This window comes from Nonomuraea sp. IBHARD001 (genome assembly GCF_056106265.1).
The window spans coordinates 6,640,701-6,659,945 of record NZ_JBWBBW010000002.1 but is presented as its reverse complement, the minus strand read 5'-3'; the positions used below and the strand labels follow the sequence as shown (position 1 = coordinate 6,659,945).

General features: G+C 73.2%; 6 protein-coding genes. 3 read left to right on the top strand and 3 right to left on the bottom strand.

Features of this window, described 5'->3' with window-relative positions; all coding sequences use genetic code 11:
- The first annotated feature begins 1 nt into the window (after position 1).
- Positions 2-1,243, top strand: a complete 1,242-nt coding sequence (locus ACTWNK_RS32205) for a glycosyltransferase (protein ID WP_474308677.1) — start codon at positions 2-4, stop codon at positions 1,241-1,243.
- On the opposite strand, the gene ACTWNK_RS32200 is transcribed toward ACTWNK_RS32205, so the two are convergent.
- Genes ACTWNK_RS32200 through ACTWNK_RS32190 form a run of 3 tightly spaced genes read right to left on the bottom strand, consistent with a single transcriptional unit; the run spans position 1,224 to position 4,633 of the window.
- Positions 1,224-2,390: an acyltransferase family protein gene (locus tag ACTWNK_RS32200; RefSeq protein WP_474308676.1), complete on the bottom strand. Its 1,167-nt coding sequence runs from the start codon at positions 2,388-2,390 to the stop codon at positions 1,224-1,226. The genes ACTWNK_RS32205 and ACTWNK_RS32200 overlap by 20 nt on opposite strands.
- Positions 2,377-3,516 carry an acyltransferase family protein gene (locus ACTWNK_RS32195; RefSeq protein ID WP_474308675.1) on the bottom strand — a complete coding sequence of 380 codons (1,140 nt, stop codon included), beginning with the start codon at positions 3,514-3,516 and terminating at the stop codon, positions 2,377-2,379. Before ACTWNK_RS32195 ends, ACTWNK_RS32200 begins: the two co-directional genes overlap by 14 nt.
- Position 3,517: 1 nt before the next feature.
- A complete protein-coding gene (locus ACTWNK_RS32190; protein ID WP_474308674.1) occupies positions 3,518-4,633 on the bottom strand; it encodes an aromatic ring-hydroxylating oxygenase subunit alpha in 1,116 nt (371 codons plus the stop codon).
- A 242-nt stretch (positions 4,634-4,875) separates the two neighbouring features.
- On the opposite strand from ACTWNK_RS32190, the gene ACTWNK_RS32185 reads away from it, so the two are divergent.
- A complete protein-coding gene (locus tag ACTWNK_RS32185; RefSeq protein WP_474308673.1) occupies positions 4,876-10,320 on the top strand; it encodes a type I polyketide synthase in 5,445 nt (1,814 codons plus the stop codon).
- Between the two features lie 50 nt (positions 10,321-10,370).
- Positions 10,371-19,229 carry an amino acid adenylation domain-containing protein gene (locus ACTWNK_RS32180; protein ID WP_474308672.1) on the top strand — a complete coding sequence of 2,953 codons (8,859 nt, stop codon included), beginning with the start codon at positions 10,371-10,373 and terminating at the stop codon, positions 19,227-19,229.
- Positions 19,230-19,245: the final 16 nt, after the last annotated feature.

Here is a 19,245-nt window from a genome sequence, read left to right as displayed (position 1 = left end):
GGTGCGGGTTCTGATCGTCGCGATCGGCAGCCGGGGTGACGTCGCCCCGTACGCGGGGCTCGGCGCCCGGCTGCGCGCCGAAGGCTATGCCGTGGCCGTGGCCGCGCACGAGCCCTTCCGGGCGCTGGTGGAGCAGGCCGGGCTGGAGTTCCGGCCGATCCCGGGCGACGTGGACGCGGTGAACTCGGCCGTGCTCGTCTCCAAGCTGGCCGACAGGAGCGAGCGGCCGTCGCTGCGGCGCAAGCGCGAGATGCTGGAGGAGTACTGGCGGCAGATCGCCTTCGGCACGCTGGACGCGGCCGAGCAGGGCGCCGACATCCTGCTGCTGAACTTCACCGGCTGGCTGCCCGGCCGCCAGGTGGCGGAGGCGTTCGCCCTGCCGAGCATGGGGATCAACGTGTACCCGGTGCATCGCACGGGCGACTTCCCGCCCGTCTCGCTGGCCACCCTGCGTTCGTTCGGCCGGACGGGCAACCGGATCGCCGGGCGGCTGACCAGTTGGACGGTGGCGCAGGCGCTGGTGCTGAAGGCGGCCAACGGCGAGTTCAGGCGGCGGCTCGGCCTGCCCGCTGCCGGGGTCGCCGACGTGATCGGCCGGATCGACGCCGACAGGTGGCCGATCTTCCACGGGTTCAGTCCGACGCTGCTGCCGCGCCCGTCCGACTGGCGGGCCGGGCTGGAGGTGGCGGGCTTCTGGTGGCCGCACGTCGATCCCGGCTGGCGGCCTCCGGCGGAGCTCGAGGACTTCCTCGCGGCCGGGCCGCCGCCGGTGTTCGTCGGGTTCGGCAGCACCGGGCACGGGGCCTCGGCGGGCGAGGCCGTACTGGAGGGGCTGCGCCGTGCGGGCACGCGTGCGGTGGTCCAAGGCGCCTTGGGCGGCGAGCCTGGCGACGGCGTGCTCACCGTCGGCGAGGTGCCGTACGGCTGGCTGTTCCCGAGGGTCGCCGCGGTGATCCACCATGCGGGTGTGGGCACCGCGGCCTACGGTCTGCAGGCCGCGGTGCCCCAGATCGGGCTGCCGCTGATCAACGACCAGTGGCTGTGGGCGGCCAGACTGGCCGGGATCGGCGTCGGTCCGGCCCCGATCCCGTTCCAGCGACTGACCGCCGACCGGCTGGCCGAGGCGGTCGGGGCGGCGACGTCCGGCCGCTACCGGGACCGCGCCCGCCGGGCGGCCGGGCTGCTGGCGGGCGAGGACGGCGCGCTCCCGGTGCTGCAGGCGGTCAAGCGTCTGCTCGGCTGAGCGCCCGCCCGCGGGTGAGGCGCCTGCCGAGCCGTACGCCTGGGCGTTCGATCCCGGTGTAGGTCAGCGCCGAGACGCAGACGACGGCGGCGGTCGCGACGACGGCGACCGCCCAGAGCCCGAGCGGCCCCCCGGTCAGCAGCCCGCGCAGCGGCGTGGCGAACAGGGCGGTCAGCACCAGCCCGTGTGTGAGGTAGACGCTGTAGCTCATCGCGCCGAGCCGTACGGCCTGGCGGGTGCGCAGCAGGCCGAACAGGTCGCTGCCCGTGCTGACCAGGAAGAAGAACACCGCCAGCAGGCCCGCCCCCAGGCTCGGGGCGACCACGCCCGCCGCCACCGGGACGACGCACGCCAGGGCGAGCGCCGAGCGCAGATGCGGACGGCCACGCGGCACCAGCCCGGCCTCGCTCGCGGCGGCGGCGCTCATCCCGGCGAAGAAGCAGGCGAGCAACGGCAGCGGCGAGCCCGGCCCCGAAGGCACGGCCAGCATGACGACCAGGACCAGCAGCGGGAACAGCAGCCTGGTCCGCCTGGCGGCCAGCGGGCTGAGGAGCAGCAGGCAGAGATAGAAGATCCATTCCAGCTGGAGCGTCCACGGCACGGCGGCCACCATGAGGTGCACGTCGGGCAGGCCGTTCAGGCTGGTCGAGGCGACGCCGAACACACCGAGCGCCAGCCACCGCGCCGCCTGTACGGCCACGGCGCCGGGCTCGTCGTGCAGGACGAACCCGGTGCGCGCGAACACCACGAGCAGCAGCACGAGCGCGACGGCGACGTACAGCGGCCCGATGCGGAACACCCGCCCCAGGTACAGCGCGCCCCACCGTACGGCGCCGCGCTCGCGGATCAGCTTCCGCCAGAACAGGAACCCGGTGATCATGAAGAACACCCACACGGGCCCCTTGCCGAGAAAGGCGTGGAACGCCGAGTCCGGCTCCCGCCACACGTGCGTAGCCGCGTACCCGCGCCACACGAAGACGTGGTGGACGACCACGCTCAGCGCCAGCAGCCCGCGCAGCCCGTCGACGCCTCCCGCGCGCTCCTGCCGCCCCGCGGGCTCCTCCAGCCGCTCGAACGGCCGTGCGCCCAGCGCCGCGAGCACGAGGGCCAGCAGGACGAAGTACAGCGCGATCTCAAGCACGGGCATGCGCGAACCGGCGGTACAACGGCCGCTCCACCAGCACGTACAGCACGTGCGCCGAGACGAGCACCAGCGGCAGCACCACCAGCGTCAGGGCGAGAACGGCGTCGAGCGTGTCGAGCCCGCCGTCGGGCAGCAGCACCTGCCGGGCGAAGGCGATCACCACGAAGTGACTCATGTAGAGGGCGAACGACCGCTCACCCAGGAAGATCATCACCGGATGACGCAGCCGCGAGGGCAGCTCCCGCATGTCCCTGGTGGCGATGGTGGCCACCAGCAGCCCGGCGCCCGCCGCGTAGAACGGCCCGAACAGGAAGATCGGCGGCAGCAGCAGCGAGACCACCAGCGACCCGGTGTACAGCAGCACCGCCCAGCGCATCCTGGCCGGCCGCCACACGCCTTCGGCGACGATCCTGGCCAGCAGCATGCCGAGCACGAACTCCGGCAGCCTGGTCAGCGGGAGCAGATAGCCGAACCACAGCTGCCAGACCGGCACAGGCAGTTCGGGCGCCAGCGTCGTCCCGTCGAACAGCAGCGCCAGGCACGGGATCGACAGCGCCACCAGCGTGGTGCCGACGGCCACGAGCCGCAGCCGCGAGCGCGGGATCCGCCTGATCCCCGCCCACAGCGCCGGGAACAGCAGATAGAAGAAGAACTCGCACGCCAGCGACCACGCGGGTGAGTTGGCCGAGTTGATGAAGGCGGCGTCCGGCACCCACGCGTGCACGAGGAAGAGGTTGGCGACCGTGGCGTCCCAGTGAATGGGCCCGCTCGTCGCGCCGATCATGTGCGACTGCGCCCCGTAGAAGATCAGGAAGAGGACGGCGAGCACCCACATCACCACGTGGTTGGGCAGGATCTTGACGAAGCGCCGCCGCCAGAACCGGCCCGCCGTGTCGGACGAGCGAGCCGACCAGGCCAGTACGAATCCACTCAGCACGAAGAACACCGACACGGCGGAGGTGGCCAGCGGCGCGGTGATCCCGAGTGCCACCTGGACCTTGAGGTCGGAGAAGATCGCCTGGGTGTAGACCAGGTGGAGCAGGGCGACCGCCATGGCCGCGTAGAAGCGCACGCCGGTGAGCGAGGGCAGCCGCTCGACCGCCACGGAGGGCAGGGCCTTGAGCGCCATGTCACACCTCGTACTTGATCGAGGTACGCCCGGGTTCGAGCCCGAGCCCGTCGCCGCCCGCCAGCATGTCGTCCACGACCCGGTGGAAGTGCGTGATCAGGCACTCCCGCTCGTTGAGGATGTTGCGCCGGTACACCGACGAACGCGACACCGCGGCCACGTCCGTCCACTCCTCGACGTCCTGCGTGATGATCGCCTTGTACAGCTCCCAGGCCATCTCGACGTAGTCCAGGTACTCCTCGTCGTCGGTGTCGTAGCGCAGCTCCCACGCCTCGAAGTGCGTGCGGTCGACGGCCAGCGGGGTGGCGCGGAACACCTGGGTGTGCAGCCGTGTGCTGTTGACCACGGTCGTCGGGAACAGCAGGTAGTTGCACGTGGCCAGCCGCGTGTGGTCGAGCGTCTCGCGCAGCTCGTCGAGCACGCCCATGAACGGCACGACCATCATGCTGTTGCGGCCGAACACGTCCATGGTGGCGTGCCTGGCGTCCTTGACGTCGGAGGCGGGCAGCTGGTGCAGCGCCTGCGCGTGGTAGTACTCGCTGAAGGCGTCGACGCAGATCTTCCAGTTGACGTCGACCTCCCACTCGATCCTCTCCACGAGTTTCATGTCCTGCATGCGGAAGGCGCCGAGGTCGGCGGCGATCTCCGGGCCGAGCCAGTCGCTCAGCCGCCCGGCCGTACCCGGCCCGGCCAGGACCGCCCACACCCAGCCGCCCCACTCGGCGAGGTCGAGCGCGGGCGCGCACAGTCCGGCCAGCAGCGCCTGGTCGAAGTCGTGGCGGTCGGGCACGCCGCGCACGTTGCCCTCGATGTCGTAGGACCAGTTGTGCCAGCGGCAGACGAACCTGCGCGCCCCGGTGCCGCTCTGCGGCACGATGCGGGCGCCGCGGTGCTGACACACGTTGTGGAAGCCGGCCAGGCCGCCGTCCTCGCGGCGGGTGATGACGATGCTCTCGCCCTGGCCCGCCCAGACGTGGTGGTCACCGGGCGCGGCGATCTGGTCGGAGCGGCAGATCAGCTGCCAGCTCGGATTCAGCACCCGGGTGCGCTCCAGTTCGTAGCGCAGCGGGTCGCGGTACACGTCGGCGTCGATCGTCGACGACCCGATCGGCGGCACGTGCGGAACGCCAGGCCCGAATCGGGCGGGAAGGTCCCCACGGGTGGGCTCGAAGACCACAGTCGTCCTCCGGATTCATCTCAGCGGTGTCCAGCGTGGAGCTTCGTCCGTGACACGCGCGGGGGCCAGGCAGAACAGGCGGCGAAAGGCCGGGCGCGTTTCCGCCGCCGCTTCTTCCTGGTCCGCCGCCGGGCGGCCCGCCCATCATTCGCTGGGGGCTTCGCCGACACGAAGGACTACGGGTGGGTGCTGAGGACAGGCTTCGCGACTATCTCAAGCGGGTGACGGCCGAGCTGCTGGAGACCCGCGAGCAGCTGGAACAGGCGCGTGCCGACGAACCGATCGCGATCGTCGGCATGGCCTGCCGCTTCCCGGGCGGCGTGCGCTCGCCCGACGATCTGTGGCGGCTGGTGGCGGACGGCGGCAGCGGCATCACCGCCGGTCCCGAGGGACGCGGCTGGGAGGAGCCCTGGCCGGGCGGCTATCTCGACGACGTGGCCGGCTTCGACGCGGGCTTCTTCGAGATCTCGCCGCGCGAGGCGCTGGCGATGGACCCGCAGCACCGGCTGCTGCTGGAGATCACCTGGGAGACGATCGAGTCGGCGGGCATCCCGGCCGACACGCTGCGCGGCAGCTCCACCGGCGTGTACGTCGGCATGATGGCGGGCGACTACGCCACCAGGCTGGCCGCGCAGGGCACATCGGGCTTCGACGGCTTCTTCCTCAACGGCAACGGCAGCAGCGTCGCATCGGGCCGCATCGCGTACTCGCTGGGCCTGCACGGCCCGGCCGTCAGCATCGACACCGCCTGCTCGTCGGCGCTGGTGGCCCTGCACGACGCCTGCCGCGCGCTGCGGCGTGGCGACTGCTCGCTGGCGCTGGTCGGCGCGGTCTCGGTGATGTCCACCCCGGCGCTGCTCGTGGAGTTCAGCCGCCAGGGCGGGCTCGCGCCCGACGGCCACTGCAGGCCGTTCGCGGCGACGGCCGACGGGACCTCCTTCGGCGAGGGCGTGGCCATGGTGATGGTGGAACGCCTGTCGGACGCCCGGCGCAACGGCCACCAGGTCCTGGCCGTCGTCCGCGGCTCCGCCGTCAACCAGGACGGCGCCTCCAACGGCCTGACCGCACCGAACGGCGCCGCGCAGCAGCAGGTCATCAGGCACGCGCTGGCCGGGGCCAGGCTCACCCCCGGCCAGGTGGACGCCCTTGAGGCGCACGGCACCGGCACCACGCTCGGCGACCCGATCGAGGGCGAGGCCCTGCTGGCCGTGTACGGCGGGCGCAGGCCACAGGGGCGGCCGCTGCTGGTCGGCTCGGTGAAGTCCAACCTCGCGCACACGCAGGCGGCGGCCGGGCTGGCCGGACTGATCAAGATGGTGCTCGCCATGCGGCACGGCGTGCTGCCCCCGAGCCTCGGCATCGACGCGCCGACCCCGTACGTGGACTGGTCGGCGGGCGACATCCGGCTGCTGACCGAGCCGACGCCGTGGCCGAGCACCGGGGAGCCGCGCCGTGCGGGTGTGTCCTCGTTCAGCCTGAGCGGCACCAACGCGCACGTCATCATCGAACAGCCAGTCGTCGAACAGCCGGTCATCGCACAGCCCCAGGACGAGCCGCACGCGACACCCGGCGTCACGCCGGCGGCGGTGCCGTTCACGGTGTCGGCCAAGTCGCCGACGGCGCTGCGTGGCCAGGCGGCCAGGCTGCTGGCCCACCTGGAGCAGACCGGCGCCGACCTGGGCGACGTCGCCTACTCCCTGGCCACCGGGCGTACGGCGCTGCGCCACCGCGCCGTCGTCGCCGGGGCCGACCGGCAGGAGCTGCTGGCCGGGCTGAGCGCACTGGCGGCGGGCGAGCCCGCCCCGAACCTGGTCCAGGGCGTCGCGCACCCGGGCGGTAGGCCGGGAGCCGTGTTCGTCTTCCCCGGTCAGGGCCACCAGTGGGCCGGGATGGGGGCCGCGCTGATGGCGTCGTCGCCGGTCTTCGCCGCGCGGGTGAGCGAGTGCGAGGCGGCCTTCGCCCCCTACCTGGACTGGTCGCTGTCCGACGTGCTCGCCGGGCGGCCCGGCGCCAGGAGCCTGGAGGACGACGAGGTCGTGCATCCGGCGCTGTTCACGACCATGGTGTCGCTGGCGGCGCTCTGGCAGTCCTACGGTGTGCGCCCGGTCGCGGTCGTCGGGCACAGCCAGGGCGAGATCGCCGCGGCCTGCGTCGCGGGCGCCCTTTCGCCTGCCGACGCCGCCCGCATCGTGGCCCTGCGCAGCACGCTGATCCGCGATCACCTGACCGGACACGGCGGCATGGTGTCGATCCTGCGCCCCGCGGCCGAGGTGGAGCGGCTGATCGCCCGATGGCAGGGCCGTCTGTCGATCGGCGCGCTCAACGGCCCGGCCTCGACCGCCGTCTCGGGCGACCTGGACGCGCTGGAGGAACTGCTGAAGGAGTGCGAGGCCGAAGGCGTCAGGGCCCAGCGCATCCCGATCGGCTATGCCGCCCACTCCGTCCATGTCGACCGGATCGAGGAGGCGCTGCGGGACGCGCTCGGAGCCGTCGAGCCGGGCGAGCTCACCGTGCCGTTCTACTCGACGGCGAGCGGCACGCCGGTCGAGGGGCGCGAGCTGACGGCGCGCTACTGGTTCGAGAACCTGCGCCGCCCGGTGGACTTCGCGGGAGCCGTGCGCACGCTGCTGGCCGACGGGCATCGGGCCTTCGCCGAGTGCAGCGCGCATCCCGTCCTGACGTACGGCGTGAGCGACCTGGCCGAGGAGGCGGGGGTCGAGGCGAGTGTCACGGGCACGCTGCGGCGTGCGGACGGCGACCTGGTCAGGTTCCTCACCTCGCTGGGCGGCTTCCACGCCGGAGGCGGCCAGGTGGACTGGCCCACGGCCTTCGCCGGTTCCGGCGCACGGCGCGTGCCGCTGCCCTCCTACGCCTTCGACCGCACGAGGTACTGGATCGAGGCGCCGCGCGCCGGGGCCGGGGACGTGCGGGCCACTGGGCTCGCGGAGGCGGAGCACCCCCTGCTCGGGGCGGCCGTCGAGGTGGCGGGCGGCGACGGCGTGCTGCTGGTCGGCAGGATCTCGCCGGGCGAGCACCCGTGGCTGGCCGACCACGCGGTGGCGGGCACGGTCCTGCTGCCCGCGACCGCCCTGGTGGACCTGGCGGCGCACGCCGCGGCACGCGCAGGGCTCGGCGGCGTCGAGGAGCTGACCCTGCACGCGCCGCTGCCGCTGCCCGACGAGGACGACGACGCCGTCACCCTGCAGATCGTCCTCGGGCAGATCGTACTCGGGCAGGACGACGGACGGCCGGGCCTGACGGTGTACGCACGCTCGGGGGAGGGCCCCTGGACCCGGCACGCGAGCGGCGTGCTCATGACCGGACCCCCGGCGCCGCTGGAACCACGGCAGCTCGGCCCCTGGCCGCCCGAAGGCGCGCGGGAGGTGGACCTCACCGGTCTGTACGAGCGCCTGGCCGACGCCGGGTACCACTACGGCACGGCCTTCCGCGGGCTGCGGGCGTTGTGGCGGCGGGAGGAGGAGCTGTTCGCCGAGGTGAGCCTGCCCGAGTCCGTCGCGCCCGGCGGGTACGTCGTGCATCCGGCGCTGCTGGACGCGGCCCTGCACGCCCTGCCCGCCCAGGCCGTGGCCGACGGCGCCGACGGCGGTGACCTGCTGCTGCCGTTCGCCTGGCACGGCGTCACGCTGAGGCCCGCCACGGGTACCACCCTGCGCGTACGGCTGGCCCGCACGGGCCCGGACGAGCTGGAGATGCGGGCGAGCGACGAGACGGGCGCGCCGGTCGCGGACGTCCGGTCGCTCACGCTGCGCCCGGTCTCGCTCGACCTGCTCCAGGCCGCGGCCGGGCACGGCGGCAAGGACTCCCTGTTCGTCCTGGACTGGCCCGGCGTCGCCCACTCGACCGGGCGGGCGGGCTCGCCCGAGCGGTGCGCGGTGCTCGGCGACGGCCCCGCGATCCCCGGCGCGCCTCGCGTGCCCGCTCTCGCCGAGCTGATGGAGGCCGGAGCGCCCGATCTCGTGTTCACGCAGGTCACGGCCGGGGACGACGTCCTGACCACCCTGCAGCCTGTCCTCGCCCTCGTCCGCGCCTGGCTGGGCGACGAACGGCTGGCCGCCACCCGGCTGGCCGTCCTGACCACCGGGGCCGTGTCCCTGGACGGCGACGGGCCGCCCGATCCGGCCCTGGCCTCGGTGTGGGGCCTGGTCCGGTCGGCGCAGGCGGAGCACCCGGGCCGCTTCCTGCTCGTCGACACCGACGGCACGCCCGCCTCGGCCCAGGCGCTCGTCGCCGCATCGGAGCTCGGCGAACCGCAGCTCGCGATCCGGGCGGGCCTGCCGTACGCGGCCAGGCTGGTGCGCGCGCCCGCGCCGGAGGCGAGCACGGCCGCGCCGATCGACCCCGGGGCGACCGTGCTGATCACCGGTGGGCTGGGCACGCTCGGCGCGCATGTGGCCAGGCACCTGGTCGCCGTGCGCGGCGCCAGGCGCCTGGTCCTGACCGGCAGGCGCGGCGCCGCCACACCGGGTGCGGCCCGCCTGGCCGAGGAGCTCGGCGAGCTGGGCGCCGAGGTCGTGGTGGCCGCCTGCGACGTCGCCGACCGGGACGCGCTGGCCCTGGTGCTCGCCGCCGTGCCCGCCGATCGGCCGCTGAAGGTCGTGGTGCACGCGGCCGGGGTGATCGACGACGGCGTCGTGACCGCCATGACGCCCGAGCGGCTGGCCAGGGTCCTGCGGCCCAAGGCCGAGGCCGCGGCCCATCTGCACGAACTCACCCTGGATCACGACCTCGACGAGTTCACCCTGTTCTCCTCGGTCTCCGGCGTCCTGGGCGGCACCGGGCAGGCCAACTACGCGGCGGCGAACGCCTATCTGGACGCCCTCGCCTGTCACCGCCGTGCGCTGGGCCTGCCCGCGAGGTCGCTGGCCTGGGGGCACTGGGCCGACGGCGGCGTGGCGGGCGACCTGGACGAGGTCGCCCTGCGCAGGCTGGCCGCGGCGGGCCTGCCCCCGATGAGCACGCCCGACGCGCTCGCCCTCTACGACACGGCGGGAGCCGTCGGCGTGCCCGCGCTGGTGCTCGCACGGCTCAACCTGCGGGCGATGGCGTCGGGCGAGCCCCCGCCGATCCTGCGCGCACTCCTGCGCGCTCCCGTACGGCGTGAGCCGGTGGAGCACGCGCGGTGGAGCCTGGCGGGCGTCCCCGAGCACGAGTGGGACGGCAGGCTCCTCGACCTGGTCCGCTCCAGCGCCGCACGGGTGCTCGGCCACACCGGCGAAGGCGAGCCGATCGACCCCGACCGGCCGTTCAAGGAGCTCGGCTTCGACTCGCTCACCGCGGTCGAACTGCGCAACCAGCTGGCCGGAGCCACCGGCCTCCGGCTGCCCGCGACCGCGGCCTTCGACCATCCGACCCCGGCCGACCTGGCCGCCCTCCTGCGCGGCCTGCTCGCGGGCGAGGCGGAGGGCCGTCCCGTCGACGACCTCGTCGACCACCTGCGCACCGGCGTGCGCGACCTGGACGAGACGGCACGCGCGGACCTGGCGGCCAGGCTCAAGGAGCTGGTACGCGAATGGGCGCCCGCGCCCGAGCAGTCCGGCGTCGCGGTGGACTCCGCGACCCCGGACGAGATCTTCGCCCTGCTGGACGAGCAGTTCGAGACGTTCTGACGCTGCCGTTCTGACCCTGCACCTCCATGACGACACACGTGAGGCTTTGAGTGGACACGACTTCAGACCAGGTGGTCGAGGCGCTGCGGGCGTCTCTGCTGGAGACCGAACGGCTGCGCCAGGAGGTCAGGCGCGCGACGGACGCGGCGGCCGAGCCGCTGGCGATCATCGGTATGGCCTGCCGCATGCCGGGCGGTGTCACCGGCCCGGAGGCGTTCTGGCGGCTGCTGGCCGACGACGCCGACGTCGTCGGGCCCTTCCCCGCCGACCGTGGCTGGGACGCCGAGGCCCTGCACGCCTCAGGGGTGATCGCCGCGCGCGAGGGCGGCTTCCTCGACGACGTGGCCGGGTTCGACACGGCCTTCTTCGGCATCTCGCCCCGCGAGGCCCTCACCCTGGACCCTCAGCACCGGCTGCTGCTGGAGTGCGCGTGGGAGTCGCTTGAGCATGCCCGCGTGGATCCGAGGTCGCTGGCGGGCACCGATGCGGCGGTGTACGTGGGACTGGCCTACAGCGAGTACCTGGGCAACAGCGGCGCGGCCAGCATGGCGTCGGGGCGCGTGTCCTACACGCTCGGACTCGAAGGCCCGGCGATGACGGTGGAGACGGCGTGCTCGTCCTCGCTGGTGGCTTTGCACGCCGCGGTGACGGCGCTGCGCCAGGGCGAGTGCTCGCTGGCCCTGGTGGGCGGCGCCACGGTGATGATCACGCCGAGGGTGGTGATCGAGCTGTCCAAGATGGGGGTGCTCTCGCCCGGCGGCAGGTGCCGTCCCTTCGGCGCCACCACCGACGGCATGGGCTGGGCCGAAGGCGTCGGCGTCGTCGCCCTGGAGCGCCTTTCGGACGCCAGACGGCTCGGCCACCGCGTGCTGGCCGTCGTGCGCGGCTCGGCGGTGAACCAGGACGGCGCGAGCAGCGGCTTCTCCGCACCGAACGGCCCCTCGCAGCAGCGCGTCATCCGCAGCGCGCTGGCGAACGCCGGTCTGACGGCCGCCGACGTCGACGTCGTCGAGGCGCACGGCACCGGCACCACGCTGGGCGACCCGATCGAGGCCCAGGCCCTGCTCGCCACCTACGGCCAGGAACGGCACGAGGGCAGGCCGCTGCTGCTGGGGTCGGTGAAGTCCAACTTCGGGCACGCCCAGGCCGCCGCCGGGGTCGCCGGGCTGATCAAGATGGTCCTCGCACTCGGCCACGCCCAGGTGCCTGGCCTGGCCCACGACGACCCGCCGACCCCGCACGTGGACTGGGCGTCGGGCGCCGTCGAACTCGTCCACGCGACCAGGCCCTGGCCGCGGACGGGCGCGCCGCGCCGTGCCGCCGTCTCGTCGTTCGGCATGAGCGGCACCAACGCCCACGTGATCCTCGAACAGGCCCCCGACCCCGGCGAGCAGCCCCCGGGACGCAACGAGGACGGCCCCGTCGCCTGGACGGTGTCGGGACGCTCGCCGACCGCTCTGCGCGCACAGGCCGAACGGCTGCTGGAGCACCTCACCGCACACCCGGACGCGCACCCGGGCGACGTCGGCAGGGCGCTGGCCGCACGCTCGACGTTCGAGCACAGGGCCGCGCTCGTCGGCGACCGCGACACGCTGCTGGGCGGGCTGCGCGCCCTGGCGGGCGGCGGCGAGGCGGCCGGCCTCGAACGCGGCCGGGCCCGCGCCACCGGCAGGACCGTGTTCGTCTTCCCCGGCCAGGGCTCCCAGTGGGCGGGCATGGGCGTCGAACTCCTGAACACCGAGCCGGTCTTCGCCGCCGAGATGGCCGCCTGCGAGCGCGCGCTCGGCGCGTACCTGGACTGGTCGCCCGTCGACGTGCTGCGTCAGGCGCCCGGCGCGCCCGGCCTGGAACGCATCGACGTCGTGCAGCCCGTGCTGTTCGCCGTGGCCGTCTCGCTCGCCGCGCTCTGGCGCTCGTACGGAGTGACGCCGCGTGCGATCGTCGGGCAGAGCCAGGGCGAGATCGCCGCCGCGCACGTGGCCGGGGCGCTCAGCCTGGACGACGCCGCCAGGATCGTCGCCCTGCGCAGCCAGGAGCTGGTCCACACGCTGGTGGGGCGGGGCGCGCTGGTCGCGACCGAGGCGTCGGCCGAGACGGTCGGGCGGCACATCGAGCCGTGGGCGGGCCGGCTGACGATCGCCGGGATCAACAGCCCCTCCTCCACCGTCGTCGCCGGTGACGACGAGGCGCTCACCGAACTGCTGGCCCTGTGCGAGGCCGAGGGCATCAGGGCCAGGCGCGTCCCCGCGTCCGTGCCCACGCACTCGCCGCTCGCCGACGTCGTCCGCGACCGGCTGCTCGACCTGCTGGAGCCGGTGCGGCCCACACGGACCACGGTGCCGTTCTTCTCGACCGTGACGGGCGGCTGGCTGGAGGGCGCCGACCTGGACGCCGCGTACTGGTTCGAGAACATGCGCAGGCCGGTACGGCTGGCCGAGTCGCTGACGGCGCTGGCCGCACAGGGCTTCGACTCCTTCGTCGAGGTCAGCCCGCACCCGGTGCTGCTGCGTGAGGTGCAGGAGAACCTGGAGGGCTCGGGCGAGCCGTTCTGCGCGATCGGCACGCTGCGCAGGGGGCACGGCGGCAGGGAGCGCATGCTGGCCTCGCTGGGCGAGGCGTTCGTCGGCGGTATACCGGTGCGGTGGGCGGGCGTGCTGGGCGAGGGCCCGGTGGTGGACCTGCCGACCTACGCCTTCCAGCGGCAGCCGTACTGGATCGACACGCCCGACCCGGCCTCGGGCACGGGCCCCAGCGGCTCGCTGGAGTCCTATCTGCCCACGGCCGTCGAGGAGGGTCCCGAGCTCGACCTGACGGCGGGCACCGAGCAGGAGCAGCGGGCCGCCGCGCTCGGTCTGGTGCGGCGCATGGTCGCGGTGGTGCTCGGGTACGGCTCGCCCGAGGCCATCGACGCGGACGTGCGCTTCCTCGACATGGGCATGGACTCCCTCACCGCCCTGGACATCCGCAACCGGATCAACGGCGCGACCGGTCTCGCCCTGCCGGTCAGCGTGATCTTCGACAATCCCACGGCGAACGCCCTGGCCCGTGTCGTCAGGGACGAGATCGCCGCCGGGCACGGCGGGGGAGTCGACGAGAACAAGGAACTGCTGCGTATCGTCGCCCAGCGCAGGGCCAGGCCGATCGAGCGCATCCCGCTGTCGTACTCGCAGCAGCGGCTGTGGTCGCTCGACCAGCTGGTGCCGGGCAGCCCCGCCTACAACGTCTCCACGATGGTCGTCATGGACGGCCCGCTGCGCACCGACGCCATGGAACGCGCGGTCAACGAGCTGGTCCGAAGGCACGAGATCCTGCGCACGACCTTCCCCAGTGTGGACGGGCAGCCGTGGCAGCACATCGCCGACGAGCTCGTCGTCGAGATGCCGATCGTGGACCTGGAGCCGATCGCCGAGGACCAGCGGGACGCCGAGTGCCGCAGGCTCGTCGCCGAGACCGCTCCGCAGCCCTTCCATCTGGCCACGGGGCCGCTGCTCAGGGTGCGGATGTTCCGGCTCGGCCCCGAGCGGCACCGGATGCTGTTCAGCATGCACCACATCGTGGCCGACGCCTGGTCGGGCGGGATCTTCGCCTCGGAGCTGGCCGCCGCCTACGACGCCTACGCGCGTGACGAGCGCCCGGCGCTGCCCGAGCTGCCCTCGCAGTACGCCGACTACTCCATCTGGGAGCGCGAGCGCTTCGTCGGCGACCATCTCGCCGCCAGGGTGGCGAGCTGGCGTGAGGTGCTCGGCGACACCATGGGCGGCGTCGAGCTGCTGCCCGACCGGCCGAGGCCGGCGCTGCAGGCCTTCCGGGGCGGCGCGACCAGCTTCGAGGTCACCGGCGAGCTGGTCCACCGGCTGCGCGCGCTGAGCGCCGAGCGGGACGTGACGCTGTTCACCACGATGATGACCGCCCTGAAGGTCCTGCTCTACAGGTACGCGGGCGACACCGAGGGCACGGGCGACGTCGTGGTCGGCACGCTCATGGCCAACCGGCAGCACGCCGCGGTGCAGGGGCTCATCGGCTTCTTCGTCAACACGATGGTGCTGAGGACGACACTCGCCGACGACCCGACCGTCGAGCAGCTGATCGATCGGGTCGACACGGTGATCAAACGGGCGGGCGACCACCAGGACGTGCCGTTCGACGCGCTGGTGGCCGAACTGGCACCCGAGCGTGTGCTCGCGGCCACGCCGCTGTTCCAGGTCCTGTTCGACATGAAGCGCTTCAAGACCGACTCCATGCCCGTCCCGGTCCCCGAGCATGCCTCGCCGTTCTCCGAGGTCCTGGAGGTGCACACCGAGACGAGCAAGTTCGACGTCGAGATCTCCGTCACCGAGTGGCCGGACAAGCTGCTCATCGACGCCGAGTACAACAGCGACATCTTCGACAGGCAGACGATCGAGCGCCTCTTCTCCGGCTATCTGGTCCTGCTGGAGTCGCTGGTGGACTCCCTCGACCGCCGGGTGTCGGAGCTGCGCGTCCTGCCCGGCGAGGTCGAGCGGCGCATCCTGGTGGAGTGGAACGACACCGCCAGGCAGTGGCCGCAGGAGCAGCGCGCGTGCCTGCACACGCTGATCGAGGACACCGCCGACCGCATGCCCGACGCCGTGGCCGTGCGTTTCGAGGGCGCGGACCTCACCTTCGCCGAGCTCGACCGGCGCGCCAACCGCGTCGCGCACCGGCTGATCGCCATGGGGGTACGGCCGGGCGAGCCCGTCGGCGTCTGCGCCGAGCGTTCGCTGGAGATGGTCGTCGGCCTGCTGGGCGTGCTCAAGTCCGGCGGCGCCTACCTGCCGATCGACCCGTCGTACCCGACCCAGCGGGTGGCGTTCATGCTCACCGACGCCGAGCCGGGCATCCTGCTGACCCAGGAGCGCCTGGTCGCCGGCCTGCCCGAGCACGGGGCGCGCACGGTCCTGCTCGACCGGCCGGGCGAGTTCGACGGCGAGCCGGACACCCGGCCGGGCGTGCGGACCGAGGTCGGCGAGGCCGCGTACATGATCTACACCTCGGGTTCGACCGGGCAGCCGAAGGCGGCGATGAACTCCCACCGGGCCATCGTCAACCGCCTGCTGTGGATGCAGGAGCACTTCGGCCTGACGCCCGATGACCGAGTGCTGCAGAAGACGCCGTTCAGCTTCGACGTCTCGGTGTGGGAGTTCTTCTGGCCGCTGCTCACCGGCGCGCTCATGGTGGTGGCCAGGCCCGGCGGGCACAAGGACCCCGAGTACCTCTCGGCCGTCATCCAGGAGCAGGGCGTCACCACCCTGCACTTCGTACCGCCGATGCTCCGCGCCTTCCTGCAGCATCCCGGCGTGGCCCGCTGCCGCTCGGTCACGCGCGTGATCTCCAGCGGCGAGGCGCTGCCCCAGGCGTCGATCCGCGAGCTGTACGACCTGCTGCCCGGTGCGACCCTGCACAACCTGTGGGGCGTGACCGAGGCCACCGTGGACAGCACGGCCTGGCAGGCGCCGCGCGACCACCGCCTGGCCGCCGTGCCGATCGGCGTGCCGATCGCCAACACCTCGATCTACATCCTCGACCGGCACGGCAGGCCGGTGCCGATCGGCACGCCGGGCGAGGCCTACATCGGCGGCGTCGGCGTGGGCATGGGCTACTTCCGCAGGCCCGAGCTCACCGAGCAGCGCTTCCTGCCCGACCCGTTCGCCGCCGAGCCGGGCGCGACCATGTATCGCACGGGCGACCTGGCGAGGTTCCTGCCCGACGGCACGATCGTGTTCCTCGGCCGCACCGACTTCCAGGTCAAGGTACGCGGCCTGCGCATCGAGCCGGGTGAGATCGAGGCGGCGCTGGTCGGGCACGAGGCCGTGCGCGACGCCGTCGTCCTGGCCCGCGAGGTCGTCCCGGGCAGCGGCGACAGGCAGCTCGTCGCCTACGTGGTGCCCGAGGCGGGCGCACTGGCCCCGAGCGCCTCCGCCCAGGACCGTGTCTCGGAGTGGCAGGACCTGTTCGACCAGAACTACCTGTCCGACACCGGCGAGAACGCGGCCGACTTCAACATCGTGGGCTGGAACAGCAGCTACACCGACGAGCCGCTGCCCGCGGACGAGATGCGCGTCTGGGTGGAGTCGACCGCCGAGCGCATCCTCGCCCTGGGCGGGCGGCGGGTGCTGGAGATCGGCAGCGGCACCGGCCTGCTCCTGGCCAGGATCGCCCCGCATGCCGACGCCTATGTGGGCACCGACATCTCGGGCGCGGCGCTCGACTACGTCAGGGAGCGCGTCCTGCCGGGCCTGCCCGGGTCCTGTGCGGTCGAGCTGCTCGGGCGTGACGCCAACGACTTCACCGGCCTGGAGGACGAGCGCTTCGACGTCATCGTGATCAACTCGGTGGCCCAGTACTTCCCCGGCCCCGCCTACCTGCGCGAGGTCGTCGGCAAGGCGCTGGACCACCTGGCGCCCGGCGGCTCGCTGTTCCTCGGCGACCTGCGCTCGCTGGCGACGCTCGAGGCCTTCCACGTCGAGGTCGAGCTGGCCCGCGCCGAGCCGGGCCTGACGCTCGGCGCGCTGCGTTCGAGGGTGCGCCAGCGCACGGCGCACGAGCAGGAGCTGGTCGTCGCGCCCGAGTTCTTCACGGCGTTGCGCGAGGGACGCCCGGAGATCTCCAGGGTGGAGGTCGCACTCAAGCGCGGCGCCCACCACAACGAGCTGACCCGCCACCGCTACGACGTGGTCGTCCACGTGGGCGGCACGCCGGACGCCGTGCCCGAGCCTGAGCGCCTGCCGTGGACCTCCGTGGCCGACGTGCGCCGGGTCCTGGCAGCCGGGCAGGCGCTCGCGGTGCGGATCGACGGCGTGCCGAACGCGCGTGTCGCGGCCGTCAACGCCTTCGTCGCCGCCACCCAGGACGCGCCGGACGAGGCCGTGGTCCCGGTCGTCTCCGACGTGCCGGACGGCGTGGAGCCCGAGGAGTGGTGGCGCCTGGCCGAGGAGCACGGCTACGCCGCGGCCGTCGCCTGGAGCGGCGGGGCCGCGGGCGGCGCCTACCACGTCGTGCTGCACCGCCCCGGCTACCCGGTCGACTGGAGGGAGCGGGGCGAACCCGGCGGGCAGCACACCAACAACCCGCGCCTGCTGGAGCTCAGCCGCTGGCTCAGCAAGGACGTGCCCCGCTTCCTGCGCGACACGCTGCCGGAGTTCATGGTGCCGTCGGCGGTCGTCGCCGTGCCCGAGCTCCCGGTCGGCGCCAGCGGCAAGCTGGACAGGGACGCGCTGCCGCCACCCCCGCGCGGCACCCAGGAGTCCGGCGAGCTCGTCGGCCCGCAGACCGACCGCGAGCGGCAGCTGGCCGACATCTGGTGCGAGGTGCTCGGCCTTGAGGAGGTCAGCGTCGACCGGGGCTTCTTCGAGCTGGGCGGCGACTCCCTGCTCAGCATCCAGATGGTCAGCAGGGCCAACGCCAGAGGGATGGCGCTCGGCCCGCAGGACGTCTTCCAGAGCCGTACGATCGCGGCCCTGGCCGCCCTCGTCGACGAGCGCCGCCCCGCCGTACGCACCGCGGAGGTGGAACGCGACCCGGAGCTGCTGGCCTGGGCGCGGAGCATGTATCCCGACGCCGAGGACGCCTACCCCACGACCGGGATGCAGCAGCGGGCGCTCGACGCCATCAGGCGGGAGCCGGGAGCGGGCGTCTTCGTCGTGCACCAGCGCTTCCGCTTCGCCGGACAGGACCTCGACCCGGCCGCGCTGGAACGGGCCTGGCAGCACACGGCGGAACGCTTCCCGACGCTGCGCACGAGCTACGTCCAGGACGAGTCGGGCCGCTGGATCCAGGTCGTCGTCCCGGGCGTGCGGGTGCGCATCGAGATCCACGACCTGCGCGCGGTGCCCGAGGTGGAGCAGGAACGCCGGATCAACGTGCACGTGGAGGCCGAGAGGCGGCGCGGCTTCGACGGCCGGGCGCCCCAGCTACGGCTGAAGCTCTTCCACCTGGGCGACGACGTCTACGACTACGTGCACATGTTCAGCCTGCCGACCCAGGACGGCTGGAGCTACCAGATCCTCGTGACCACGCTGATCGACGCCTACCAGGCGGCCAAGGCGGGACGCGAACCGGTGGCGCTGGAGCCGGTCTCCGCCTTCGGCGACTTCTGCGTCGAACAGAGCAGGCGTGACATGAGCGCGGCCGAGGAGTTCTGGCGCAAGGAGCTGGACGGCGTCGCCTTCCCGCTGCCCGCGATCACGCTCCCGCCGGAGGAACGCGGTCGCGACCTGCTGCCGCACCTGCTGCAGGAGACGCACGTCGTCCCGCAGGAGACCGCCAGGGCGCTGTCCAGGCTGGCGCACGGGCACGGCATCAGGGCCAACAGCGTGCTGCACGGCGTGTGGGCGATCGTGCTGAGCGCGATCGTCGGCTCGCCCGACGTGGTCTGCGGCGCGATCTTCTCCGGCCGGGGCACCACCTCGGTCGACATCGACAGGGCCACCGGCCTGATGTTCAACATCCTGCCGGTCGCGACCAGGGTCGATCCCGGCGCGCGGCTGCTGTCGTGGCTGGGGGAACTGCAGGAGAAGTTCTCCGCCCTGTCGGAGTACGAGTACGTCTCGCAGGCGGCGCTGCACGAGCTCACCGGGGCGCCGCAGGACGTGCCGCTGGTGGAGAGCTATGTCGTCAGCGAGGTCGTGCCGGGTGTCGTCGGCAACCTCGGGCGGTTCAACTCCGTGTTCGGCGGGTTCCCGCTGCAGTTCGTGGCGCAGACCGAGCACCCGCTGCGGGTGGAGATCGCCATGGCCGACGACTACGCCCAGATCAGTATCAACCACCGCGCCGGATATTTCCCCGAGGGAGCCGTCGCCCGCTGGCTCGCCGAGTACGCGCGGCTGCTGGCTGTCATCGCCGCCGACCCGGAGTGCCGTGTCGGCGACCTCGTGCCCGTCTTCGACCACTGACCGGAGGACTGATTCC